Source organism: Pantoea sp. Ft-CA_14, assembly GCF_024520875.1.
In the GTDB taxonomy this organism is placed as follows: domain Bacteria; phylum Pseudomonadota; class Gammaproteobacteria; order Enterobacterales; family Enterobacteriaceae; genus Pantoea; species Pantoea agglomerans.
In genome coordinates this window covers 31,587-54,349 of record NZ_JALNPM010000001.1, presented here as the reverse complement: position 1 = coordinate 54,349, position 22,763 = coordinate 31,587, and the positions used below count along the sequence as shown (strand labels likewise).

At 55.4% G+C, this 22,763-nt stretch carries 21 protein-coding genes; 13 read left to right on the top strand and 8 right to left on the bottom strand.

All coding sequences use genetic code 11. The annotated features are described in order from the left end of the window. The first annotated feature begins 16 nt into the window (after nt 1–16). The 5 genes from NR195_RS00235 to uca all read left to right on the top strand — a co-directional run bounded on the left by NR195_RS00235 (nt 17) and on the right by uca (nt 6,761). Nucleotides 17–832 carry an ABC transporter permease gene (locus tag NR195_RS00235; RefSeq protein ID WP_010247123.1) on the top strand — a complete coding sequence of 272 codons (816 nt, stop codon included), beginning with the start codon at nt 17–19 and terminating at the stop codon, nt 830–832. Further along, nucleotides 829–1,614: an ABC transporter ATP-binding protein gene (locus tag NR195_RS00230; RefSeq protein ID WP_256843844.1), complete on the top strand. Its 786-nt coding sequence runs from the start codon at nt 829–831 to the stop codon at nt 1,612–1,614. The genes NR195_RS00235 and NR195_RS00230 overlap by 4 nt, the downstream gene beginning before the upstream one ends. Continuing rightward, nucleotides 1,611–2,339, top strand: a complete 729-nt coding sequence (locus NR195_RS00225) for an urea amidolyase associated protein UAAP1 (protein WP_256843843.1) — start codon at nt 1,611–1,613, stop codon at nt 2,337–2,339. The genes NR195_RS00230 and NR195_RS00225 overlap by 4 nt, the downstream gene beginning before the upstream one ends. Before the next feature lie 10 nt (nt 2,340–2,349). After that, nucleotides 2,350–2,985, top strand: coding sequence for an urea amidolyase associated protein UAAP2 (locus NR195_RS00220; protein ID WP_010670353.1), 636 nt, complete (start codon nt 2,350–2,352; stop codon nt 2,983–2,985). A gap of 164 nt (nt 2,986–3,149) precedes the next feature. Continuing rightward, a complete protein-coding gene (uca, locus tag NR195_RS00215; protein ID WP_256843842.1) occupies nt 3,150–6,761 on the top strand; it encodes an urea carboxylase in 3,612 nt (1,203 codons plus the stop codon). A 98-nt stretch (nt 6,762–6,859) separates the two neighbouring features. On the opposite strand, the gene NR195_RS00210 is transcribed toward uca, so the two are convergent. After that, a complete protein-coding gene (locus NR195_RS00210) occupies nt 6,860–7,768 on the bottom strand; it encodes a LysR substrate-binding domain-containing protein (RefSeq protein ID WP_256843841.1) in 909 nt (302 codons plus the stop codon). A 99-nt stretch (nt 7,769–7,867) separates the two neighbouring features. Between NR195_RS00210 and NR195_RS00205 the strand changes: the two genes are divergently transcribed. Further along, complete coding sequence (locus NR195_RS00205) at nt 7,868–8,641, top strand: 2OG-Fe(II) oxygenase family protein (RefSeq protein ID WP_050679353.1); 774 nt, start codon at nt 7,868–7,870, stop codon at nt 8,639–8,641. Between the two features lie 2 nt (nt 8,642–8,643). Here NR195_RS00205 and NR195_RS00200 read toward each other — a convergent pair whose 3' ends face one another. The 3 genes from NR195_RS00200 to NR195_RS00190 all read right to left on the bottom strand — a co-directional run bounded on the left by NR195_RS00200 (nt 8,644) and on the right by NR195_RS00190 (nt 11,889). Further along, nucleotides 8,644–9,717 carry a DUF2817 domain-containing protein gene (locus NR195_RS00200; RefSeq protein WP_256844100.1) on the bottom strand — a complete coding sequence of 358 codons (1,074 nt, stop codon included), beginning with the start codon at nt 9,715–9,717 and terminating at the stop codon, nt 8,644–8,646. 37 nt (nt 9,718–9,754) lie between these two features. Then, entirely contained in the window at nt 9,755–10,525 is a 771-nt protein-coding gene (locus NR195_RS00195) for a transporter substrate-binding domain-containing protein (protein WP_256843840.1), read from the bottom strand. A 452-nt stretch (nt 10,526–10,977) separates the two neighbouring features. After that, nucleotides 10,978–11,889 (bottom strand): LysR family transcriptional regulator, encoded by a 912-nt coding sequence (locus tag NR195_RS00190; protein ID WP_256843839.1) that lies wholly within the window; start codon nt 11,887–11,889, stop codon nt 10,978–10,980. 126 nt (nt 11,890–12,015) lie between these two features. Here NR195_RS00190 and NR195_RS00185 point away from each other — a divergent pair, with 126 nt between their 5' ends. Further along, entirely contained in the window at nt 12,016–13,395 is a 1,380-nt protein-coding gene (locus NR195_RS00185) for an MFS transporter (RefSeq protein WP_256843838.1), read from the top strand. Next, nucleotides 13,392–13,784 (top strand): DUF4440 domain-containing protein, encoded by a 393-nt coding sequence (locus NR195_RS00180; protein ID WP_167423179.1) that lies wholly within the window; start codon nt 13,392–13,394, stop codon nt 13,782–13,784. Before NR195_RS00185 ends, NR195_RS00180 begins: the two co-directional genes overlap by 4 nt. Nucleotides 13,785–14,102: 318 nt before the next feature. Here NR195_RS00180 and NR195_RS00175 read toward each other — a convergent pair whose 3' ends face one another. Then, a complete protein-coding gene (locus NR195_RS00175) occupies nt 14,103–14,363 on the bottom strand; it encodes a type II toxin-antitoxin system ParD family antitoxin (protein ID WP_256843837.1) in 261 nt (86 codons plus the stop codon). Nucleotides 14,364–14,680: 317 nt separating this feature from the next. Next, entirely contained in the window at nt 14,681–15,889 is a 1,209-nt protein-coding gene (locus NR195_RS00170; RefSeq protein WP_256843836.1) for an aldose 1-epimerase family protein, read from the bottom strand. A 368-nt stretch (nt 15,890–16,257) separates the two neighbouring features. On the opposite strand from NR195_RS00170, the gene NR195_RS00165 reads away from it, so the two are divergent. From NR195_RS00165 to NR195_RS00150, 4 genes are all read left to right on the top strand, one after another. Next, nucleotides 16,258–16,815: a peroxiredoxin gene (locus tag NR195_RS00165; protein ID WP_010670341.1), complete on the top strand. Its 558-nt coding sequence runs from the start codon at nt 16,258–16,260 to the stop codon at nt 16,813–16,815. A gap of 24 nt (nt 16,816–16,839) precedes the next feature. After that, entirely contained in the window at nt 16,840–18,081 is a 1,242-nt protein-coding gene (locus NR195_RS00160; RefSeq protein ID WP_033769013.1) for a protein-disulfide reductase DsbD, read from the top strand. A gap of 71 nt (nt 18,082–18,152) precedes the next feature. Then, nucleotides 18,153–18,707 carry a sigma-70 family RNA polymerase sigma factor gene (locus NR195_RS00155; RefSeq protein WP_256843835.1) on the top strand — a complete coding sequence of 185 codons (555 nt, stop codon included), beginning with the start codon at nt 18,153–18,155 and terminating at the stop codon, nt 18,705–18,707. Beyond that, on the top strand, nt 18,694–19,335 hold the full coding sequence (locus NR195_RS00150; RefSeq protein WP_033787002.1) for an NrsF family protein: 642 nt from the start codon (nt 18,694–18,696) through the stop codon (nt 19,333–19,335). Before NR195_RS00155 ends, NR195_RS00150 begins: the two co-directional genes overlap by 14 nt. An 82-nt stretch (nt 19,336–19,417) precedes the next feature. On the opposite strand, the gene NR195_RS00145 is transcribed toward NR195_RS00150, so the two are convergent. After that, nucleotides 19,418–20,569 carry an MFS transporter gene (locus NR195_RS00145; protein WP_256843834.1) on the bottom strand — a complete coding sequence of 384 codons (1,152 nt, stop codon included), beginning with the start codon at nt 20,567–20,569 and terminating at the stop codon, nt 19,418–19,420. A gap of 120 nt (nt 20,570–20,689) precedes the next feature. On the opposite strand from NR195_RS00145, the gene NR195_RS00140 reads away from it, so the two are divergent. Continuing rightward, a complete protein-coding gene (locus NR195_RS00140) occupies nt 20,690–21,460 on the top strand; it encodes a DeoR/GlpR family DNA-binding transcription regulator (RefSeq protein ID WP_256843833.1) in 771 nt (256 codons plus the stop codon). Nucleotides 21,461–21,716: 256 nt separating this feature from the next. On the opposite strand, the gene NR195_RS00135 is transcribed toward NR195_RS00140, so the two are convergent. Continuing rightward, nucleotides 21,717–22,646: an alpha/beta hydrolase gene (locus NR195_RS00135; RefSeq protein ID WP_256843832.1), complete on the bottom strand. Its 930-nt coding sequence runs from the start codon at nt 22,644–22,646 to the stop codon at nt 21,717–21,719. Nucleotides 22,647–22,763 lie beyond the last annotated feature (117 nt).

Genomic DNA, 22,763 nt, shown 5'->3' with positions numbered 1-22,763 from the left:
CTCAGGAGTATTTGCCATGCGCCACATCAACCGCTATCCCCGGCAGGGAATGCGCCTGACGCTGATGCTATTACCTTTTGTGCTGCTGATCGCCGTCTGGTTTATCAGTTCGGCGGTGCGTCTTGAAGCCAACCCACACGACAAACTTCTGCCCGGCCTGTCACAGATGATCGCCGCCATTGATCGGATGGCCTTCACGCCGGACAAGCGAAGCGGCGAATATCTGCTGTGGGCGGATACGTGGATTAGCTTAAGCCGTCTGCTGACTGGCCTGGCGATCTCTTCACTGATTGGTCTCTGCATCGGTGTTGCTGCGGGCGTCTTCCCGATGAGTCGCGCGGCGCTGTCACCCTTTATGACCGTGGTGTCGATGATCCCGCCGCTGGCGCTCCTGCCGATGCTGTTTATCGTCTTCGGGCTGGATGAGCTGTCAAAAGTGATGCTGATTGTTATCGGGATTACGCCGATGCTGGCGCGCGACCTTGAACATCGGGCGCGGGAAATCCCCGCAGAGCTGTTTATCAAAGCACAAACCCTGGGGGCGAACAGCTGGACGGTGGTGCTGCGGGTTGTGCTGCCGCAGCTCTTGTCGCGGCTGATCACCTCGCTGCGGCTGTTGCTGGGATCCGCATGGCTCTTTCTGATCTCCGCCGAGGCGATTTCCGCAACCGCCGGACTGGGCTATCGCATTTTCCTGGTTCGTCGCTACATGGCGATGGATGTGATCATTCCCTATGTCATCTGGATAACGCTGCTGGCGTGGCTGATGGATCTCGCGCTGCGTCAATTGCACAAAGCCTGTTTCCCCTGGGCGGAAGGAGGCCGGGAATGAGTTTTATCGATATCAAAAATATCTGGCAGGAGTATGGCGACCACGTGGTGCTGGAACGCATCAATTTGCAGGTCAAAGAAGGTGAATTCTGCTCGCTGGTGGGCGCGTCCGGCTGTGGTAAGTCGACGTTTTTACGCCTGCTGCTGGGGCAGGAAAGGCCGACACGGGGAACAATCACGCTGGATGGTGAACAGCTGCGCGCGGAACCCGATCGCAGCCGTGGCGTGGTGTTTCAGCGTTACTCCGTTTTCCCTCATCTCAACGTGCTGGATAACGTCGCCATTGGCCTCGAACTTCCGGCTTCACCGTTTACTGGCCGACTGTTTGGCACCCGAAAACGCCATGCCCGTGAGCAGGCAAAACAGATGCTGGAGAAAGTCGGGCTGGGCCATTCTCTCGATAAATATCCGGCGCAGCTTTCGGGCGGGATGCAGCAGCGGCTGGCGATTGCGCAGGCTTTTGTGATGCAGCCGCGCGTACTGCTGCTTGATGAGCCCTTCGGCGCGCTGGACCCCGGCATCCGCAAAGATATGCATGCGCTGCTGCTCCAGCTCTGGAGCGAAACCCGCATGACGGTGTTTATGGTCACTCACGACCTTGCCGAAGGCTTCAATCTTGGCACCCGGCTGCTGGTTTTCGACAAAGTGCGCATCGATCCTCAGGCCCCCAATGCCTGGGGCGCGCGTATCACTTACGACATCCCGCTTAATGAAACGCGGCTGTCGCAGCTGGCAACCCACAACAAAAACAACATTTATCCCCTCAAGGAGACCGCTCAATGACCGCACTTTTTCATTCAGCTCCGAGCCTGCGCGAAGAGCAGCTGCCTGGCGGAGGGCACACCTCGCTGATTCTGCGCAAAGGGCAAATCCTGCGCCTGACCGACATCGAGGGCGGCGCGAACGTCAGCATGATGATGCTCAATCCCCACGAGAAAAGTGAACGCCTGAATCTGCCGGATACCCTGAAAGGCCAGCATACGGCTCGCCTGACCACCGGGCACTGTTTCTACTCCGACATGGGACGCGTACTGGCCGCGATTGTGGCGGATAGCTGCGGCTGGCACGACCCTTTTGGCGGCGTTCTCAACGCGGCGGAAGCGCACGATAAGTATGGAGCCGGACGCTATCAGGAGCTGCGCAACGGCTTCTACCGCAACGGCACAGATAATCTGCTGGTTGAGATGGGCAAATGGGATCTGGGCCTGGAAGATCTGCTGATGGTCGTCAATTTTTTCAGCAAGGTCACGGTTGATGATAAGGGCCGCTTCAGGTTCAGCGCTGGCAACAGCCGCGCCGGCGATTTCACTGAACTGTACGCACCCATGGACGTGCTGATGGTGCTGACCGCGCTGCCACATCCGCAGGATCCCGCCGCTGACTATCTCCCGCGACCGGTTCAGCTGAGCTGGTATCAGGCCGACGATATGCAGGCCGTCAGCGAAGCGATGGTCACGCGTGGTGAAAACCAGCGCGCGCTTCATAACACCCAACTTTTTGCCCTGTAAGGAGGCTGCGATGACCCTTATCAACTCTGATCGTCGTCCTGAAGATGCCGTCTATCGCCACGTGATACCGGCAGGCGAGCCGTGGCTGTTCGAAGTGAAAAAAGGGCAGACGCTGCGCCTGCTCGACCTCGAAGGGAATCAGGCAATTGATACCCTGTTCTATAACAGCGATAACCCGCGGGAACGCTACGATCCTCAGCGCACGCTGCGTCGTCAGGGAAACGTCTATCTGACCACCGGCAGCGTGCTCTATTCGAATCTCGGCAATCCGCTGCTGACTATCGTCGCCGACACCTGCGGTCGTCACGATACCCTGGGCGGAGCCTGCTCGCAGGAGAGCAACACCGTGCGCTATGCCCAGGATAAGCGCTACATGCACAGCTGTCGGGATAACTTTCTCTGTGCCTGCCTGCACGATGGCCGCCTTCACAAACGTGATATCGGTGCCAACATCAATTTTTTCATGAACGTTCCGGTCACGCCGGAAGGCGGTCTGACCTTTGAGGATGGGCTATCGGCGCCCGGCAAATACGTTGAGCTGGTAGCCGAATGCAATGTGATGGTGCTGATCTCCAACTGCCCGCAGCTGAATAACCCCTGTAACGGCTGGAACCCGACGCCCGCCGAAGTGCTGGTGTGGAACTGAGTCAGCGTTGCCATGGCGACAAGCGGGACTGAGTTTCTCAGCCTTTTGCGTCAGACCTCTCAACACACCACCGGCGTACGCCTGTTACGTGCCGGTCAGCCCCGGGGACGGCCCCAGGGAATATCGAATTTTGCGGGACGACCCGCATCCCTGAGAGTTCGCTTATGTTTGATACCTTACTGATTGCTAATCGCGGTGCTATCGCCTGTCGCATCCTGCGCACGCTGCGTGCCATGCAGGTGAAAGGGGTCGCCGTTTACTCCGAAGCCGATCTGAGCAGTTTACATATCCGCGAGGCGGATGTGGCGCTAAGCCTTGGCGAAGGCCCGGCTGCACAAACCTATCTGGTGACGGAAAAGATCATCGCCGCCGCGCAGCAGAGCGGGGCGAAAGCGATTCATCCTGGCTACGGTTTCCTTTCGGAAAACGCCGCCTTTGCTGAGGCGTGCGAGGCTGCCGGTCTGATTTTTGTCGGCCCCACACCGCAGCAGTTGCGGACTTTTGGCCTGAAACACACGGCCCGCGCGCTGGCGGAAGCCGAAGGGGTGCCGTTGCTGGAAGGCAGTGAACTGCTGGCAGATATCAGTGAAGCCCGCCGCGCCGCAGAGAGGGTCGGCTATCCGGTAATGCTCAAAAGCACCGCGGGCGGTGGTGGCATCGGTATGCGCGTCTGTCGTGATGCGAATGCGCTGTCAGAGGCGTTTGAAACGGTCCAGCGCCTCGGCCAGAACAACTTCAGCGATGCCGGGGTATTTCTCGAAAAATATATCGAACGCGCCCGTCATCTTGAAGTGCAGATTTTCGGTGACGGCAAGGGCGAGGTAATCGCGCTGGGCGTACGCGACTGCTCGGTACAGCGGCGTAACCAGAAAGTGATCGAAGAGACGCCAGCGCCGAATCTGCCCGCAGGTATGGCGGAGGCTTTATGCGCGGCGGCTATCGCGCTGGGAAAAGCGGTGAACTATCGCAGCGCCGGAACGGTTGAGTTTGTCTATGACAGCGGGGCGCAGCAGTTCTATTTTCTTGAAGTGAATACCCGGCTGCAGGTTGAACATGGCGTCACGGAGCAGGTGTGGGGCGTTGACCTGGTGCAGTGGATGATTGAGCTGGCAGCAGGCGATCTTCCTCCGCTTCATGCGTTAGCCGCCGCGCTGAATCCTCAGGGCCATGCCGTGCAGGCGCGAATTTATGCGGAAGATCCGGGGCGTCAGTTCCAGCCTTCGCCAGGGCTGTTAACCCAGGTCCTCTTTCCGGCAGCCGACGGTAAAACCCTGCGTATTGACCGCTGGGTGGAAGCGGGGTGCGAAGTCCCGCCATTCTTCGACCCGATGCTGGCAAAAGTTATCACCTGGCGCCCCACTCGCGAGGAAGCCATCGCCACCCTGGCACAGGCGCTGGCGGAGACCCGTTTCTATGGCGTAGAAACCAATCGCCTCTATCTGTTGCAGATTCTGGCCTTCTCGCCCTTTACAGCTGGCGAACCCTGGACCCGCTGCCTGGAGCAGCTCGCCTATCAGGCGGCAACGGTTGAAGTGGTGAGTGCCGGAACCCAGACCAGCGTTCAGGACTATCCCGGACGTCTGGGATACTGGGCGGTAGGCGTGCCGCCATCGGGGCCGATGGACGATCGCGCACTGCGTCTGGGCAACCGTCTGCTGGGCAATGAGGAGGGTGACGCCGCGCTGGAAATCACCCTGAATGGACCCACCCTGAAATTTAACACTGAGATTCAGGCGGTGATCTCTGGCGCGCCGCTCACTGTCACACTGGATGGCGTCGGACAGTCAATGAATTCTGTATTTACCATTCCGGCCGGGACAACGCTGAAGCTGGGCGCGATAAGTGGCGCGGGCGTCAGAAGTTATCTCTGTCTGAGCGGCGGCATTCAGGTGCCGGACTATTTAGGCAGCAAAAGCACCTTCACCCTTGGTCAGTTTGGCGGACATGCCGGACGGGCACTGCGTAGCGGTGACGTGCTGCATCTCGCTCCGCGTTCTGCAAGCGCAACCGGATCGGAACTGCCCGTCGGACTGCAAACAGAGCTTGCCACGGTGCGCACGCTGCGCGTCATTTATGGTCCGCACGGTGCGCCTGAGTTTTTTGCGCCGGAGTATATCGAGACGTTTTTTGCCACAGAATGGGAAGTGCATTTTAACTCCAGCCGCACCGGCGTTCGCCTGATCGGGCCAAAGCCAATCTGGACCCGCGACAGCGGCGGTGAAGCAGGGCTGCACCCCTCAAACATCCATGACAACCCGTACGCGATCGGCGCGGTCGATTTTACCGGTGATATGCCGGTGATTCTGGGGCCGGATGGCCCGAGCCTTGGCGGGTTCGTCTGCCCGGTGACGGTAATCGAGGCTGACCTCTGGCAACTGGGACAGCTCAAAGCCGGTGACAAAGTGCAGTTTGTCGCGGTGGATATTCTTACCGCCCGCCGACTGGCAGAGGGCCGACGCACCGAGCTGACCACGCTCCAGCCACAGGAAACAGACTGGCAGCCTGCGCCGCTGATTTCGCCCATCGTGATGACCTGCGGCGCAGCGGATAAACGCCTGGTGGCGCGCCTCTCTGGTGATACGCATCTGCTGCTGGAGGCTGGCGAGCCGGAACTGGATCTGGTGTTACGTTTTCGCATTCATGCGTTGATGCAGGCGCTGGAAGCGCAATCCCGCAACGGTATTATTGATATCACGCCGGGGATCCGCTCGCTGCAAATCCACTTTCAGCCGGAGACGCTGACGCCCGACGTGCTGCTGATGTGGGTGCGCGGTGAGTGGGAGAGGGTCTGCATGAGTGATGACCTTCAGGTTCCCACACGCGTGGTGCATCTGCCGCTCTCCTGGGACGATCCGGCCTGTCAGAAGGCCATCGAAAAATATATGACCACCGTGCGGCAGGATGCGCCGTGGTGCCCGAGTAATCTTGAATTTATCCGCCGTATAAACGATCTGCCGGATGAGCAGGCTGTCTGGAACACGGTCTTTGAAGCCAGCTATCTGGTGATGGGGCTGGGCGATGTCTACCTCGGCGCGCCGGTCGCCACGCCGCTGGATCCCCGGCATCGGCTGGTGACGACAAAATATAATCCGGCCCGCACCTGGACGGCGGAAAACTCGGTTGGCATCGGCGGTGCCTATCTGTGTGTGTATGGCATGGAGGGGCCAGGCGGCTATCAGTTTGTCGGCCGCACGCTGCAGATGTGGAACCGGTATCATGAAGTCGCTGATTTTGGCGGTAAACCCTGGCTGCTACGCTTTTTCGATCAGATCCGCTTTTATCCGGTTTCAGCCAGTGAGCTGTTGCAGATTCGCCGCGATTTTCCCCTCGGTCGCTATCCGCTGCGCATCGAGCACAGCACGCTGCGGCTGGCGGAATATCAGGATTTCCTCGCCCGTGAAGCGCAGAGCATCGGTCTGTTTCGCCATCACCAGCAAGCCGCGTTCCATGCGGAACGTGACCGCTGGATCGCCAGCGGACAGGCCCATTTTGACAGTCAGGAAAGTGTGGCCGATGAAGGCGGCGACGCGCCGCTGCAGCCAGGCGAGCAGGGGGTTGAAAGCCCGGTTTCCGGCAATTTATGGCAGGTGCAGGCGACGGCGGGCAGCCGGGTGAAGGAAGGGGATACACTGGTGGTGCTGGAGTCGATGAAGATGGAGATCCCGCTTCTGGCGCCGTGCGACGGCATTGTTCAGCAGGTCAGCGTGCAGCCAGGCAGCGCTGTACGTGCAGGGCAACGCGTGGCGGTGATTGTTGAGGATAATGCGGAGGGATGATGACACCTGATCGCCTGGTGGCGCAGTAATAATCTGACCCTGTGCCTGCTGATGGTTCCAGACTGGCGGGCGCAGGCGAGTCCGATCACGGCGAAGGGCTATTCGCAGCTCGCGCCCAGTTGGCTTAACCAGCTGATCATCGCCTCACTGCCTGGCTGGCTCAGGGTGCGTTGCGGCCAGACAAGGTAATAGGGTTTGCTCAGCGGCAGGCAAAGATCATCCACTACCACCAGATCGCCCCGTGCCAGTTCCGCCGCGATAAGGCGTCGCTGCCCCAGCAGCACACCAGCTCCCGCGACAGCCGCATCAATCGCCAGCGAGGTAAGATTAAAGCTGAATGCGGGCTGCGGCAGAGGTTCGTCCATGCCTTTAGCCTGAAACCAGCTTCGCCAGTCCGGCAGAAAGCGGCCTTCATTACCCCAGTCGAGGTGGATCAGCGGCGCCTGGCTTAAGATCGTTTCCGGCGTAAAGCGATGTAACAGAGCAGGACTGGCCACCGGCAGTACGTCATCATGAAACAACTTCAGCTTATCTGACTGCGGGTAACGATCCTCACCAAAGCAGATCACAAAATCGGCGGGCATCGCGGTGAAATCGACCTGAGAATGCGTACCGTGTAACGAGAGATCGATATTCGGGCAATGGTCGCGCCAGCTCGCCAGCTGGGGCAACAGCCATTTGGACGCCAGCGCCGGTAATGTGTAAACGGTGAGTTTTGGCGCGCTGGCCGCATGGCGGATGGTTTGCTGACCGAGATGCAGAATATCAAACGCCTCAGTGACATAGCGCAGATACTCTTTTCCGGTTTCGGTCAGCATCACGCCGCTCTGCGTACGTAAAAACAGGGCGCTGCCGAGTTGCTCCTCCAGCTGGCGAATCTGCTGACTGACTGCCGCCGGGGTTAAGGCCAATTGAGCGGCCGCTTTTGCCAGGCTGCCCAGTTCGGCAGCCACTTTAAATGACTGTATGACGCTGATCTTTGGCAACCTTGGCAATTGGGCAGGCATTAACACTTCCTTATCAGGGCATTAAGTTTTTATCGTTACGCAGCGTTGCAGGCGACCGGTAGAGTAACATCACACCTGCTCATCATGAGAATTGTTGCTATGTCTGGTTCCCTTGTCCGTCTCGATCTTCATCCACTGGCCGATCATGGCTGGCGTCAACGTTGTCGTGAGCAGTTAAACCAGTCCGGCGCGCTGGTACTGCGTCAGTTTTTAAAACCATACGCTTTAGAGGCGATCATCGAAGAGGGCAATGCACAACGTCACCAGGCTTATCACACCCGCAGCAAGCACAATGTCTATCTGATGAAACCTGATGACGCTTTCAGTGCTGAGCATCCGCGTAACAGAGATGTGATCAGCACCAAAGGCTGCATCACTGATGATGTTATCGCTGCCGACTCGCCGCTGCGTCAGCTTTATAATGATGAGTTGTTCAAACATTTCCTGTGCGATGTACTGGGTGAAAAAGCGCTCTATCCCTATGCTGACCCGCTTTCCTCGATCAACCTGCACTATGCATCACACGGTCAGGAGCTGGGCTGGCACTTCGACAACTCCTCATTTGCGATCACCTTACTGGTACAGAAACCGCTGGCGGGCGGCGTGTTTCAGTATGTGAAAGATCTGCGGGATGCTGATGCCGGTGAGATGAACTTTGCCGGTGTCGACGCAGTGCTGGAAGAACGCCAGACCGTTGACGCGCTGGAGATAGATGCCGGGGATCTGGTGCTGTTTCGTGGCCGTAATTCCCTGCACCGCGTGACCCCAACTGAAGGCGAGGTCACCCGGATGCTGGCCGTGCTGGCTTATAATACGCAGCCGGATATTGCGTTGTCAGAAACCGCGCGTATGACCTTTTACGGCAGACTATGACATCATGGCGTGTCTGCAAGGGTACGCCAGCCGCGCAGAAAGATTTGCTGCGTGCGGAAAGCCACCAATGCACGCCAGTCCGCATCTTCTGGCCAGAACCCTTCGACCAGTTGCTGCTTTATCACCTGGCCGCCCGCACTGGCAGGATCGCCACAGAGGTGCAGCCAGTGATCTTCACGCACCCGCTGATGCATATCCTGCCCATCGTAAGTCCCGCATTCCACCACCAGAGGCAAAATCCGGGTGTCAGCCAGCGATGTCAGCAGATAGTGCGACAGATAGCCTGTTGCCGTTGCTGTCACACCAGTTACGCTGTCACGTCCGGCGCCAGTAAACAATAAGGTCAGCCACTCACCGTAAATGACTTTGCCCCAGTCATGCGCCGGATAACGCTGCTCCGCAATAGAGAGCAGCATCGGATGCCCCCATGCGCCAGCCCCGGTATGAAGGTCAAAGCTGATGATGGTTTTCGCTACAGAGAGATGCTGGTCAACGATCGCCGCCATCGTAAGGTGTGACCAGCAGGGCTTCTCACCGCCGAAAAAAAAGCCGTCAGCAAAACTATACTGTCCGGCTTCTGTGACACGTTTAACCGCCTGCCAGCCTGCGCCCTCGAGTGCGTCGGCCAGTTGCCGATCGGCGCTTGCACGGTCGCCATGATAAATACCGTGCCACTGTGCATAATCCGGATTAGCAGGAGGTGGCTGACTGAAATCGATAAAGTTACGGTTCAGATCAATATTGTCTTCGTTCACGCGCCGTAAATGCGCCGCGCCCCATGGATTGAGCAGATGAATCAGCAACAGCGCGGTATCAGCGGGCAACGCTTTTTCATCCAGCGTCTCAAGCCAGGCTATCTGACAATCGGAACCATAATAGCCTTCAACGCCGTGAGTGCCGGAAACGACCAGCATCAGACGTGATGCGCTGGCCGGTCCTATCCGTGCCACGTCTGTATACAGGGCTTCTCCCAAAGGACCAGGCAGAGGATGCGGATACGAGGTCGTTTCAGCACCTTTGCTCTGCGCCGCTGCCATAAAGCGCGCGCGCTGAACGTGGTAGTCGGGCAACGCCATAGTCTTCATACTCCTGCGATTCTTCACGTTGTGAGGATCAGGGATAAACACTGAATTTAAAATATTCTTTGGTGAGCTGGTCATAAGTCCCGTTTTTATGAATCTCCGCCAGTGCCGCGTTAATCATCTTCAGGTTTGCCTCATCTCCTTTGCGTAGCCCGATACCTACGCCATCACCAAAAATCACTTTATCCACCAGGGTCCCTTTGATGGCGTACGGCTTGCCTTCGGCTGAGGTCAGGAATCCCTGTTCAGCAGAGACCGCATTAGCCAGGCTGCCATCAAGACGCCCGGCGACCAGATCCGGATAAACTTCCATCTGGTTAGGATAGGAGATGACTTTAACGCCCTCCGGCTCCCATTTGGTTTTGGCATAGGTTTCCTGGATGGTGCCCTGTGCCACACCGATCGTCTTACCGCGCAATGAGGCAACATCGGTCGTCAGCGTGCTGGCAGCCGGTGCCAGTAAAGCACTGGGCGTGTTGTACAACATATCGCTGAAAGCCACCTGCTGACGACGCTTATCGGTCATCGACATCGCTGACAGGATGGCATCAAATTTCTTCGCCTGAAGGGCAGGGATGCTGCTATCAAAACCCATTTGCACCCACTGGCACTTCACCTTTGCCTGAGCGCAGATGGCATTGCCCAGATCAACATCAAAGCCCTGCAATGATCCATCAGCCGCCTTGAATTCAAACGGCGGGAATGTAGGGTCAACGCCAAAGCGCAGGGTTTGCTGCGCCAGTGCCGCGTGACTAACTGTTGTGAGCGAAAACAGTAATGCGAGGGATAAGCTCTTTTTCATGTTTTAATTCCCGGATGTAAATGAATTTAAGCGCGACATTCAAATTTAATAACATGCGACCTGTTTTCCTGCCAGCGAATAAATCGCAATCATCCAGATTGAAATCTTATGTTATTAAGCGACTGTGCGAATTATTTATACGGCATTAATTTTTACTTAATGCGTGCATTAAATGACTGAGGGCGGCCAGGATGTGGCGCAGGTCCGGATCTGAATCAGCAGGCTGTGGGGCTGGGATAACAAGTCAAACCCCAGCGCCTGTTTTGCAGGTTATCGCGCAGCAGTGATTTATCAGGGCAGGGAATTAAGTAATGCGCCTGCGTTAAACTGAATTGTCATTAATCAGACAGTAAATATTTACCTTCCCGCGCTGCATAAAATAAAGTTTATGGGATTTAAATCAGTTCAGATAAATTAACGCTTAGCCCATCAGAATAATGTGATGGATGCGCTTATTTTCTGCTGGAGTGCGCCAAACGTTCATGCAGGAAATCTATAAACGCGCGTACTTTTTCTGGCACATGACGCGTATTAGGGTAGAGCGCGTAAATTCCCTGACGGGGGAATTGATGATCGGGCAGTAGCCGTACTAATCCACCTTTTTCAATCTCATCCTGTACCAGCCAGGCGGGCAGAATCGCCACGCCAGCACCGGCTAAAGCAAAAGCGAGTAAAGAAGAGGCACTGTCAGCTGTGATCATGGCAGGCTGAAATGCGCTCATCAGCACAGACTCACCTTCGGGCGTGGTCACCTGCCAGCTGAGTGGCGTCGATAAACGGCTATGCGCAATCCATTTTGCTGACGCGAGATGTGAAAGATCCCGGATAGACGCTTCATTCAGTCTGTTGAGATAACAAGGTGCAGCGACCGCCAGGATATCAAACTGATCGATAAGGCGGGCGTGATGACTGGAATCGGCAAGATGCCCAAGTCGTATCGCCACATCGAAGCGGCCGGCAATCAGGTCGTCATTTTTTGATGAAGAGACGTGATGTATGCGTAACTGCGGGTGTTGGGCTGCAAAGTCAGCCAGGGCAGGGACGATCACACGAGCGCCATATTCCAGAGTGGTTGTAATCCGGAGTGTCCCGCTTAATCCAGCGTGATCACTTCTCACATCCTCTAATACGCTTTCCGCATCCTGAAGAAGCTGAAGGCAGCGATGGTAAAATCTTTCACCCGTATCCGTGGCTGAAACGCGTCTGGTGCTCCTGATGAGTAACGAGACACCCAGCTCCTCTTCGAGATGTTTAATATTGAAACTCACAACGGCTTTGGTTAACCCGAGCGTCTGAGCTGCTCCTGTAAAACTGCCTGCCTCGACTACCGCGACAAAGATCCCCAGCCGCTGCATATTGATCATCGTGAACTCCGTTAGCGACATCTCATTGTCAAAATATCTTTGACAGTGTAACAACGGAAAGTGAATTTATCCCAATAATTTAAGCACCTATACTGCGCGCCTTACGCTGATCTGTCTGGGAAAAAAATGAGCTATCGTGTGCGCGTAGCCAGTGTCTATCTGCTGGGATTTTTTATTGATCTGGTCAACATGTTTATCGCCAATGTTGCTTATCCAGAGATTGGCAGACATTTTGATGCCCCCGTTAACCAGCTGGCATGGATCAGTAATGGCTACATCTTAGGCCTGACGCTGGTCATACCGCTCAGTAGCTGGCTGGTACGGCGCATGGGCGCAAAACGTCTGTTCATGCTCTCACTGCTTATTTTCATTGCGGGCACCTGTGGTGTGTGGGCATCAGCGTCAGTTTCTCAGCTCATCGCCTTCCGATGGATACAGGGCATCGGCGGCGGACTGTTGATCCCCATCGGTCAGACGATGACCTATGCGTTATACAGAAGCAATGAACGTGCGAAGTTATCGTCAGTCGTGATGTTAATTGCATTGCTGGCACCCGCCTTGTCGCCAGCTGTTGGTGGAATAGTGGTTGAGAGCCTTAGCTGGCGCTGGGTTTTTCTTGTGAGCCTGCCGCTCGCGGTTGGGGCATTGCTGCTGGCGGGATGCTGGCTCAAAGCAGACAAACCGGCGAACTCATCTGACCCGCTGGACCTGGTGGGTTTAGTCAGTGGTTGTGCCGCGCTCACGCTGATCCTTCTCGGACTGACATACCTGGGCGATGCTGACAGGCTTTATCAGGGGGCGATGATGCTGCTTGCTGGCGTCCTTACTCTGGCGGGCTATGTGTGGGACGCACTTCGAAAAAGCCATCCACTCATTAACCTGCATCTGATAAAGGATCCGCTCTTACACACCGCAATGCTGATCTATCAGTTTATACCAGGCGTGTTCACCGGCGTCAGTATGATCACTATGCTATACCTGCAAAATCAATTAGGTATGCATGCCAGCATTGTCGGCGCGCTCATGCTGCCATGGTCTCTGGCTTCCTTTGCGGCAATTAGTCTGACAGGTAAGACGTTCAACCTCTGGGGACCACGCCCGCTATTTATCACCGGCTGTCTGTTTCAGGCGCTGGGTATTGGCCTGCTGGCGCTGACTGGCCAGACATCGGACACCTTAGTCTTTGTACTTGCTTTCGCCTTGATGGGATTTGGCGGCAGCCTGTGCAGCAGCACGGCCCAGAGTTCTGCTTTTATTCACATCACCGACAGCGAACTTGCTGATGCCAGCGCACTCTGGAATATCAATCGCCAGCTCAGTTTTTGTCTCGGCGTTACGCTGGTCTGCCTGCTGTTCAATCTGATTGCGAATAGCGGCATGCCTGAAGAACACGCTTATCACCTCTGTTTTGTTATAGCGGCATTCAGCGCTGTGATTCCGCTTCTGTGCTGTTTACGCATTTCAAATCAGAAGGTTATTTCTATGCTTAAAAGGGACCAAAAATGAACCGTTATTTTAAGGAAGTACTGGACGCCCACGAATTGATTCGCAACTGGCTGGGTAACAAAGAAGCACATGATGAGGTTTGTGAGGAACTTTTAGCGCGTTTTAGTCCTGCATATTCCATGGTGACACCGGGCGGTGCCTTACTGGATTTCACGACACTAAATGGGTTTTTCCGCACTCAGCGCGGTGCACGTCCGGGTTTAGCGATTGATATCTGCGACATGCAGATGGTTGCTGAGAGTGAAGGAAATGCCACTGTGGTATATAAGGAGTTGCAGCAGCTTCCGGGTCAGGAGGCCACGCTGCGGTTTTCTACGGTTGTGTTCGAGGTAAATAATGCTGGCAAGGTTTTGTGGCGACATCTGCACGAGACTTCATTGCCGCAGTGATAGAGGCTGTCGATTCGCAGTGTGTCAGGGCGCGACGGGCTGAGAGCAACAGCGTGCAGGCTGAACCGCGTTTCTTAAACCAGCGATGATTGCCGCTGTCTATCCTGAACCGATCGCCGTGAGAGATACAGCGGTGGTGAGGCGACGGCTTTATTGATCGCGAAAATCCCGCACCAGAGGCCGTCATACAGGGGCTTCAGCAGGTTGTCTGAAGTCCACGGATAAGGTTAGCTTAGAGCTTTAGCCTTTATCTTAGCGCTTTGACTTAAGTGCGTATAATCTATCTTATGTTAAATAACATATCACACATGTACCTCACTACGCTTTACCACCTTCGGCCTGCCGCCGATATTTTTGCGAAAGGCGATCAAATACCTCTTCCGCGTTTTTGCTTTCGCCGCTGTTTATACCTGCGCTGACCGCTGTTTGCAGAGCATCAAGTTTCATCTGCTGCTCCCGTTCTTCCAGAGCCCTGAGGCCCGCACGGATCACTTCACTGATGTTGTTATATCGCCCGCTTTCAATCTGTTCGCGGATGAACGCTTCGAAATAAGGACTGAGTACTACGCTGGTTGGCATGATTCCTCTCCCGCTGAGTTACTATCAGTTATTAACTGTTAGTATTTCAGAGTTACTCTTTTCCATCAACTTTCGGCTTAAAACCCTCCCACAGCTATGCCGAATATTTACCTGTGATGTCCAATGCTACGATGTTATCGCATCGCCAGTATCCATCGCAGGTCTGCGCTATTCTCCCGCATCGGTATTGTCATCTCGTGACGGTACAATTAACAACGCCCTATGTCGATTACTGCCATTATCAGTTATGGCAAAACATAACTGACTGACCAGTTAAGTAAAAACCCCAACAATTTAGCTGGGGTTATGAAGGGTCGTTACTCTTTCGCTATCGGCGTCTCGCTTACATCAATCTTCGTGTCACCCTGAATGCCCTTAATGCGTTTCTCAACGTCATTAACCTGCTCGCTGCTGTGCAGCAAGGTGTACGTCAGATCAAATGTTGTGCTCGCACCTGGTTGCAGCTGCTTCACACGTTTTTGTTCACGTTCAATGGTGACCGGATAGGCGTAACTGGTACCAGGTTCGATGCCGGTCACGTAGCCCTGTTTCAGGGTGTCGGTATTTTTCCATAAGGTCAGCATCGGGAGCTGACGCGTATCGAACTGAATGGATGCGCCGCTGTTGCCCGCTTTATTTATCACCGCAGCAATGGTCTGATGATTGCTGTCTGAAAGCGGCTTGATGTTGAACACCATCTCATCGAAGTCTTTGGTCGGACCTTTATAGGTCTGCCACTCTTTTAACCCGGCTTTCGCGTAGTCATTGAATGGGCTGATGCCGGACATCGGCGCCAGGAAGCGTGCGCCCTCTTCCAGAATAGGTTTGCCGAAGTTGCTGTGATAGATGATCTGGTAATCGTGCGGATAGTCGGCATGGTTGGTTAACACATCATGCAGGCTGAAACTGTTGCTGCCTGGCACGTAACGCAGTTCGGTCATGGTCTGCAAATCAGCTTTCTTAAAGGTGCTCTCTTTAATCAGGCCGCGAATACGAATTTCGTGTGGTGCCGTATCGGCCACTTCAACTTCCAGCTGAGAAACCGGCGTATTCCCCGCTTTACCGTGCAGCGTATAGATTCGGCCTTCATCGGTGACCGGATGGCCGGTCCATTCGTAGCCGCAGCGCACCATCATCTCGTTGAAACCATCCAGCCAGCCCAGACCGTTGCGGCTCTCAAGATTGATGAAGGCAGGATTGACGACCTCTTTAACCGGTGAATCCCAGCCCATGCGGGTGCCAAAGCCTTCAACACGCAGTAAGTTCATGCCACGTGTCGGGCTTAGCGTAATCGTCAGGCCATCCTCACTGCGGATCGTCAGTATTTTACTGCCTTCCTGCTTGCCGCCATGCAGGACTTTCTGTTCGATGCTGAACGGTTTGCCCTGAGACTTCAGCTCACTACTGGAAATCTTCCAGTTTCCCTGATCGGTGCCCTGTTCAGCACTCGTCAGCACCCAGGTTTTTGCCGCTGCAGAGCCTGAAACCAGCACTGCAAGTACCGTTAACGCCAGTTTAATCTTCATATGTCATCCCATTGGCTGAATCGTTTTTTCATTCCGTAAGGGAAATTTACTTAATGGGACTGAAGATAAACGTGATGATGCTCACCTGTTGAGAAAAGGCAGTGAGTTAGCCCTGTTATTGTGGGCCAAATCACAGTGATTACGGCCAGAGAGGAATAAGTACATCGAATCGGGTGAAATTTGCTGACATTAGCTTTATTCGATTCAGCTCAAAAAGAGGGATCTGATAAAAGATGGTGGATGAAGCGCTATTTAAAAAATAATTTAAAAAAAATCTTCAACCGCGCAACTTTTTCCATTTTTAAACGAACCTGTTATCAGGGACGTCAGACAACTCCGTCTGTTCGTCAATGGAGAGAGTAAAGCCAATGAAAAACACCCTGAAAACCCTGGCCGTCGCTACGCTGCTGGCACTGAGTGTTCCGGCAACATCTGCTTTTGCAGCGTTACAGGTCGGTGAAAAAGCGCCGGACTTTAAACTGGAAGCCGCGCTGGCCGGTAAATCGACCACCTTCTCATTGCAACAGGCGCTGCAGAAAGGCCCGGTTGTCCTCTACTTCTTCCCTGCTGCTTTCAGTGCAGGCTGTACGCTGGAAGCACACGATTTTGCTGAAGCGACCGATGAATTTAAAAAGCAGGGTGCGACCGTCATTGGCGTGACGGCGGGCAATACCGATCAGATTGCGAAATTCTCGCAGCTTGAATGCCGTGACAAATTTACCGTCGCAGCCGATCCCGGTGCCAAAGTGGCGGCAGAATATAAGAGCACCATGGAGATGAAAGGTCAGAAGCTTTCAGACCGTACCTCTTACGTGATTGCGCCCGATGGCAAAATCCTGCTGAGCTTCACCGATAAAAATCCTGATACGCATATCCAGAAAGCGATGGATGCCGTTAAAAAATACCGTCAGGCCAATCCGGCATAACTTCATTTTCAGAGCAGGTACATCATGCTGACTGCGATTGCAGCCGCCTTCCTGGGCGGCATTATTCTGAACCTCATGCCCTGCGTGTTTCCGGTGATCTCGCTGAAAGCACTGAGCCTGATCCGCCATCACGAATCACCTTCCCACGCCAGAGCCGAAGGCCTGGCCTTTTTGCTGGGCGTAGTCGTGACGATGGTCGCTCTGACCGCAGTTCTGCTGCTGGCCAGGGCGGGCGGTGCATCGGTGGGCTGGGGATTCCAGCTGCAATCGCCGCTGGTCATCGCCGCGCTGATTCTGGTGATGCTTGGGTCGGCACTGAACCTGCTCGGTCTGTTTGAAGTAGGATTATCGGTACAGCGGGTTGGCGAAGTGGGAGGCGATCGCGGTGGTTTAGTCGGTTCAGCACTGACTGGCGCTCTGGCCATCATTGTCGCGACTCCCTGCAGCGCGCCCTTCATGGCCAGCGCGGTAGGCTATGCGCTTACCCAGCCTCCACTGATCAGTCTGGTGATCTTTATTTCACTGGCGCTGGGCTTTGCTGCGCCCTTCACTCTCATCTCATTCTTCCCGGTGCTGGCGCGAATTTTGCCAAAACCGGGTGCCTGGATGATCACGTTAAAGCAGGGGCTGGCGTTTCCCATGCTGGGCGCGGTGGGCTGGCTGATCTGGGTACTTGAACGTCAGGCGGGATCGGCGGCGCTGGCTGCCATTCTGGCCTGCTGTTTACTGTTTAGTTTCGCCGCCTGGCTGTATGGCATGGCGCAGAAACGCCGTATGATGGGACAGCGTCATTGGGTGCTGCATGTGGCGACCGCATTCTTCCTGGCGCTGGTCGTGGTGCCGTTACTGAACCTGAACAGGTTTGCCGAAGCTCCGGCTGAAACGGCAACCGCCTCAAAGGCTGCCGCCGCTGTGGCGTGGTCGCCTCAGAACGTTGATGCCATCAAAGGTCAGGGCAAGCCAATACTGGTGAACTTTACCGCATCATGGTGTATTACCTGCCAGGTTAACGATCGTACTTCGCTTTCGACGCAGGCGGTAAAAGCGGCGATGGCGCGAACCAACACCATTTATATGGTCGCGGATTCCACCAAATACAATCCCGATGTTGAACAGGCGCTGAGCGATTTCGGACGCGGTGGATTACCGCTCTACGTGGTCTATCCGGCTGACGGCGGTAAACCTGAGGTACTGCCGCAGGTGCTGACGCCAGGCATTGTGATTTCAGCGCTGGATCAGGCAACAGAAAAAGGAAATAAATCCTGAGATTACTGATGAAACGATTGCCTGGTGCGTGGTCAGGGCGCGGCGACAGCGTGCTGAACTGCTGATGATCGATGCCAGAAACTGATCAACGCGCACAGCAGTGGCCAGCATTAATGGCCCGGGCGCAGGCGGGTGACAGAGCTGCCTATAACCAGTTACTGAAAGCGATGGTTCCGGCCATCCGGGCATTGGTATGCAAAAAAATTAGTGATGAGGGACTGGTTGAGGATGTCATTCAGGAGACATTGCTGGCGATTCATCGGGTGCGGCATACCTACGATCCGCAGCGTCCGATACTCCCCTGGGTTGCTGCCATCGCCTCTGCCCGCGCCATAGATGCGCTGCGCCATCGCGGCCGTCGCCGGGAAGTACAGGATGAGGAAGAGCTGCAACGACAACCCGCTGCAAGTGCAGAGTCCTCAGCCGATATGGATATCCTCTCCGGGTATCTGGATAACCTTCCGCAGCGCCAGCGGGAGATCGTTGAATCCGTGCATCTGCGCGAGCAGAGCCTGGCGCAGGCAGCAGCTGAAACCAATCAGTCGCTCTCTGTGGTTAAATCTCTGTTGCATCGCGCAATGGTCAACCTTCGTAAATATGGACGGGGTCATCATGAGAAATCATGACCAGTTAATTAATCAGCTCAGCGCGTCTGCCCAGCCGGTGCAGCGCGTCTGGCCCACCGCCTGGCGCGTTGCGGGCTGGATTGCGCTTGCCCTGCCCTGTGGCGCGCTGACCAGCTGGGCATTTCACAGCCGTTTCACTGACTGGTCGCAGCCTGGCGCGTTTTTCGCGCTGGTTGCCCTGCTGCTGTCACTCATCATCGCGGGCAGCACGCTGGCGGCAGCCTTTACGCTGAGTATTGCAGGCAGAAAACCGATCAGCCTGCGCTGGCCGCTGCTGATGGCGATGATGTGGCTGGTTCTGAATCTGATCAATATGTCATCTTCAGCACCGCCATCGGGCGCGAACCGGTTGGGTGAAGGGATGCACTGCTATCTGTTTATGCTGTCGGCCAGTGTCCCGATGATGCTGATGTCCGTGTTCGCCCTGCAGCGCACCCGATCCCTCTATCCGGCGCGCAGTCTGGCGCTGAGCGGCTGCGGCAGTGCGTTTACCTCATCGATGCTGCTGTCGTTGTGCCACGATACCCATCTGCACGCCATCGATTTTTCTATGCATCTGGCTGCGGGCATCACCATCGTGGCGCTGACGGTGCTGGCAGGCCGCCGCCGGGTCAGGCTGGGAGAGTAATGGCACGCCGCTTCCGTTCCTCCTGAAGATGACTCCGCGCCCCGTTCAATGAAATTCTGTCAGGAGCGCGGATTGGGTAATTTTATGCATTCTCCCCCGCGCGGCTACGGCCCAGATCCAGGGTCAGAGAGACCGCACCGACAACCAGCATCAGCGCCATAATCAGTGAAAACGAGAAAGCGAGATGCGTGTAATGCGCCACGTAGCCAATCACGGCTGGCCCGCTCAGGACCCCCAGATAGCCCAGAGTAGTAATGGCAGGCACGGCGACCGCCTGCGGCATCACCGTCTGACGCCCAGCGGCGGAGAACATTACCGGCACGATATTGGCGCAGCCTGCGCCGACAAGGGTATAGCCCAGTAACGCCAGCGGCCAGGAGGCGATAAAGGTCACCATCGCCATGCCAGCGGCGGCAACCAGTGCGCCGCCCAGCACAACCGGTAAACGTCCCAGCGATGAGATAATCCGGTCCCCGGTCAGACGCGCCACGGTCATCGCAATGGCAAAGCAGGTATAGCCCAGCCCACCCAGTGACGCCGGAATGGCCCGGACGTCGGTCAGATAGACAGCACTCCAGTCCAGCACGGTGCCTTCGGTCAGGAAGACGGCAAAGCAGATGATGCCGATAATCAGTACGCTGCCGCGCGGAACAGCAAACACCGGGCCTTCAGCGGGGTTCGCGTAGGTCAGTAAGCCCGATGCGCTGACCAGCGTCATGATAATCACCGCCGCGACCGCCAGCAAACAGCCGGTCAGCACGCTAAATCCCATCGCCAGCAGCAGCGTCATAAAGCCCGCGCCGGCAATGCCGCCCACGCTGTACATGCCGTGAAAGCCTGACATGACTGGCTTTTCCGCCTGCTTCTCCACCAGGATCGCCTGGATGTTCATGGCGCAGTCGGTTACTCCGATGCCGACGCCAAAAACCAGCAACGCCAGCGCCAGCAACAGCGGGTCGCTGAGCACCGACAGCCATGGCGTACTAATGATGACCAGCGCGACAGCGACCAGAATCACCCGGCGGCAGCCAAAGCGGCTGGTCAGCCAGCCCGTCACCGGCATCGCAATCAGCGCGCCGACGCCAAGACAAAGCAGCAAGGTGCCGAGTTGCGCCTCATTAACGCCGGTATTGCCGCGGGCGAAAGGCACAATCACCGCCCAGGTCGCGGTGATAAATCCGGCTATAAAAAAGATGATGCGTGTTGCCAGCGTGTAAGAGACGTTATTAGCCATTGCATTCCTTTGAGGGATGTCGGGGAGAGCTGACAGGACCGAGAGATCGCTATTGACTCCCTGCCCGGCAGTGAACGATTATGCTCACTATAGCTCGATTGTGAATATTTTGAGGTTTATATGCTCGATTATGCAGCTTTCCCGCAGCAGCGACAAGCGCTGATTCGTGAGATATTGCAGGACAAAGGACGGGTGGTCTGCGCTGACCTGGCACGGCAATTGGCTGTATCAGAGCACACTATCCGCCGCGATCTCCATGAACTCAGTAAAGAGGGTTTATGTAAAAAGGTCTATGGCGGTGCGGTGTTACAGCTTCAGGAGGCGGGCAGCTTTGTCAGCCGGAAAGCTCACGATCACGCAGCAAAAGCCCTGATCGCGCAGCGCTGTGCCAGCCTGGTGAAAGCCAATAGCTGCATCTTTATTGATGCCGGTACAACCAATCTGGCGCTGGCACAGGCGCTATCACCAGATTTGAATATCACCGTCGTCACCAATGCACCCGATATTGCTGCGCTACTGATCAACCATCCTGCTGCGGAGGTGATTATGCTGGGCGGGCAGATACAGAAGAGCACCGGCGGCGCGGTCGGGCAAACCGCGATCAACCAGATCCAGAGGATTCTGTTTGATCAGGCGTTTATTGGCGGCTGTGCCATGAGCCCGGAGGCCGGTCTGACCGGTTTTAACTATGCGGATTGCGAATTCAAGAAAGTTGCCATGGCGCAAAGCAATCAGGTCATTGTCGGGCTGACAGCGGATAAAATCCCCGCAGTAGCGCGATTCAGCGTGGCGAAATGCCGTGAAATCTCAACGCTCGTCGTGGAAGAGAAGCTCGATAAAGAACTGCTTGAGGCGTTTGAAGCGGAAGAGATGACGCTTATCACGGTCTGATATGGGCGCAATCTTCAAAAGCGGGTTGCAGTCAAAATAAACAAGCTCGCACTGCCACATTCATCGGAATGCGGGGCTTAACCTGTTCATGAATATGATTAAGTACCGCAGGGGTAACTCCAAACCCGTTGTATCCAGCATTATGCGTTTAATTTAAGAGGCAGGTCTGGCGGATAAGTGAATTGTGTCTGTAAAGGGCTTTTCATTTTCGACGGGCGCAGTCAGTCGCGCCCGTTATTTAATTCCTCACTGATAATTAGCTTGCTGCATCCCGCAGCGCCTGCTTCATAAAGACGACGGAGCTCTCCAGCGCCTGCACCGCTTCTGGCTGCAACGTGGAGAAGAAATGCCAGGCGTGGAACATACCCGGCCAGACTTCCAGATTTACACGAACGCGGTTATCACCCAGATGAGTTGCCAGACGCATCGCGTCGCTTAGCATCAGTTCGTTTTCGCCAATCTGAACCAGCACCGGCGGCAGACCCGTTACATCGGCAAACACCGGTGATGCCATTGGGTGATTAGGCAACGCATCGCCCAGGAAGGTGCGTGCCAGGAAATCCAGGCCAGCCTTGGTGTTCAGAGGATCAAGGCCTTCCCGGTTGGTCATTGAGACGCCCGTGTGCTCAAGGTTGGCCCAGGGTGAAATAGATACACCGCCGGCTGGAAGTGGCAGGCCTTTATTACGTGCAGCTACCATAACGGTAACCACCATCGCGCCGCCCGCTGACTCGCCCGCCAGTAGGATTTTGCTGGCGTTAAATCCTTGTTCAATTAACCACTCATACGCACGAACGGTATCGGTGACGGGCGCAGGGAAAGGATACTCCGGTGCCAGTCGGTAATCAGGCATGTAAACCCGTGCGCCCAGCATGCTGGCATAGTTGCCACCAATACCGTGATAGCCCGCAGATTCACCGACAATGTATGCCCCACCGTGGATGTACATCACGATGGCATCAGTTTCAAGGTTGTCGGGGGTTACCAGCGTTCCCGGCACGCCTCCCATATCGACCTCAGTAAAGCCAACACCTGCAGGTGCAGGATTTTTCGCCAGCATACGGGTATAGGCGCCACGCACTTCACTCATTGGCGTTAATTTGTCTGCACCGGTAAGAATTGGCCCCAGACCGGCCAGGCTTTCTGACCATTCTTTTACGGCTTGCCTGGTTTGTTGATTCAGCATTTTTATTCCTGTTTGTATTTGCGATAAAAAATAACAGGAAACTATATTATATAAACATTTAGGGAATGTGCTTCCCATATCAGGGTACGTTAAAGCCCATATCAAAAGAGATAAATA

Bases quoted from the DNA above. Each gene is read 5' to 3' on its own strand.
- NR195_RS00135 (WP_256843832.1), bottom strand. From the start codon at position 22,646: ATGCTGAATCAACAAACCAGGCAAGCCGTAAAAGAATGGTCAGAAAGC.
- NR195_RS00210 (WP_256843841.1), bottom strand. From the start codon at position 7,768: ATGCCTGCCCAATTGCCAAGGTTGCCAAAGATCAGCGTCATACAGTCA.
- NR195_RS00165 (WP_010670341.1), top strand. From the start codon at position 16,258: ATGAAAAACACCCTGAAAACCCTGGCCGTCGCTACGCTGCTGGCACTG.
- NR195_RS00160 (WP_033769013.1), top strand. From the start codon at position 16,840: ATGCTGACTGCGATTGCAGCCGCCTTCCTGGGCGGCATTATTCTGAAC.
- NR195_RS00200 (WP_256844100.1), bottom strand. From the start codon at position 9,717: ATGGCGTTGCCCGACTACCACGTTCAGCGCGCGCGCTTTATGGCAGCG.
- NR195_RS00170 (WP_256843836.1), bottom strand. From the start codon at position 15,889: ATGAAGATTAAACTGGCGTTAACGGTACTTGCAGTGCTGGTTTCAGGC.
- NR195_RS00140 (WP_256843833.1), top strand. From the start codon at position 20,690: ATGCTCGATTATGCAGCTTTCCCGCAGCAGCGACAAGCGCTGATTCGT.
- uca (WP_256843842.1), top strand. From the start codon at position 3,150: ATGTTTGATACCTTACTGATTGCTAATCGCGGTGCTATCGCCTGTCGC.
- NR195_RS00145 (WP_256843834.1), bottom strand. From the start codon at position 20,569: ATGGCTAATAACGTCTCTTACACGCTGGCAACACGCATCATCTTTTTT.
- NR195_RS00205 (WP_050679353.1), top strand. From the start codon at position 7,868: ATGTCTGGTTCCCTTGTCCGTCTCGATCTTCATCCACTGGCCGATCAT.
- NR195_RS00225 (WP_256843843.1), top strand. From the start codon at position 1,611: ATGACCGCACTTTTTCATTCAGCTCCGAGCCTGCGCGAAGAGCAGCTG.
- NR195_RS00230 (WP_256843844.1), top strand. From the start codon at position 829: ATGAGTTTTATCGATATCAAAAATATCTGGCAGGAGTATGGCGACCAC.
- NR195_RS00220 (WP_010670353.1), top strand. From the start codon at position 2,350: ATGACCCTTATCAACTCTGATCGTCGTCCTGAAGATGCCGTCTATCGC.
- NR195_RS00155 (WP_256843835.1), top strand. From the start codon at position 18,153: ATGCCAGAAACTGATCAACGCGCACAGCAGTGGCCAGCATTAATGGCC.
- NR195_RS00175 (WP_256843837.1), bottom strand. From the start codon at position 14,363: ATGCCAACCAGCGTAGTACTCAGTCCTTATTTCGAAGCGTTCATCCGC.
- NR195_RS00180 (WP_167423179.1), top strand. From the start codon at position 13,392: ATGAACCGTTATTTTAAGGAAGTACTGGACGCCCACGAATTGATTCGC.
- NR195_RS00195 (WP_256843840.1), bottom strand. From the start codon at position 10,525: ATGAAAAAGAGCTTATCCCTCGCATTACTGTTTTCGCTCACAACAGTT.
- NR195_RS00185 (WP_256843838.1), top strand. From the start codon at position 12,016: ATGAGCTATCGTGTGCGCGTAGCCAGTGTCTATCTGCTGGGATTTTTT.
- NR195_RS00190 (WP_256843839.1), bottom strand. From the start codon at position 11,889: ATGATCAATATGCAGCGGCTGGGGATCTTTGTCGCGGTAGTCGAGGCA.
- NR195_RS00235 (WP_010247123.1), top strand. From the start codon at position 17: ATGCGCCACATCAACCGCTATCCCCGGCAGGGAATGCGCCTGACGCTG.
- NR195_RS00150 (WP_033787002.1), top strand. From the start codon at position 18,694: ATGAGAAATCATGACCAGTTAATTAATCAGCTCAGCGCGTCTGCCCAG.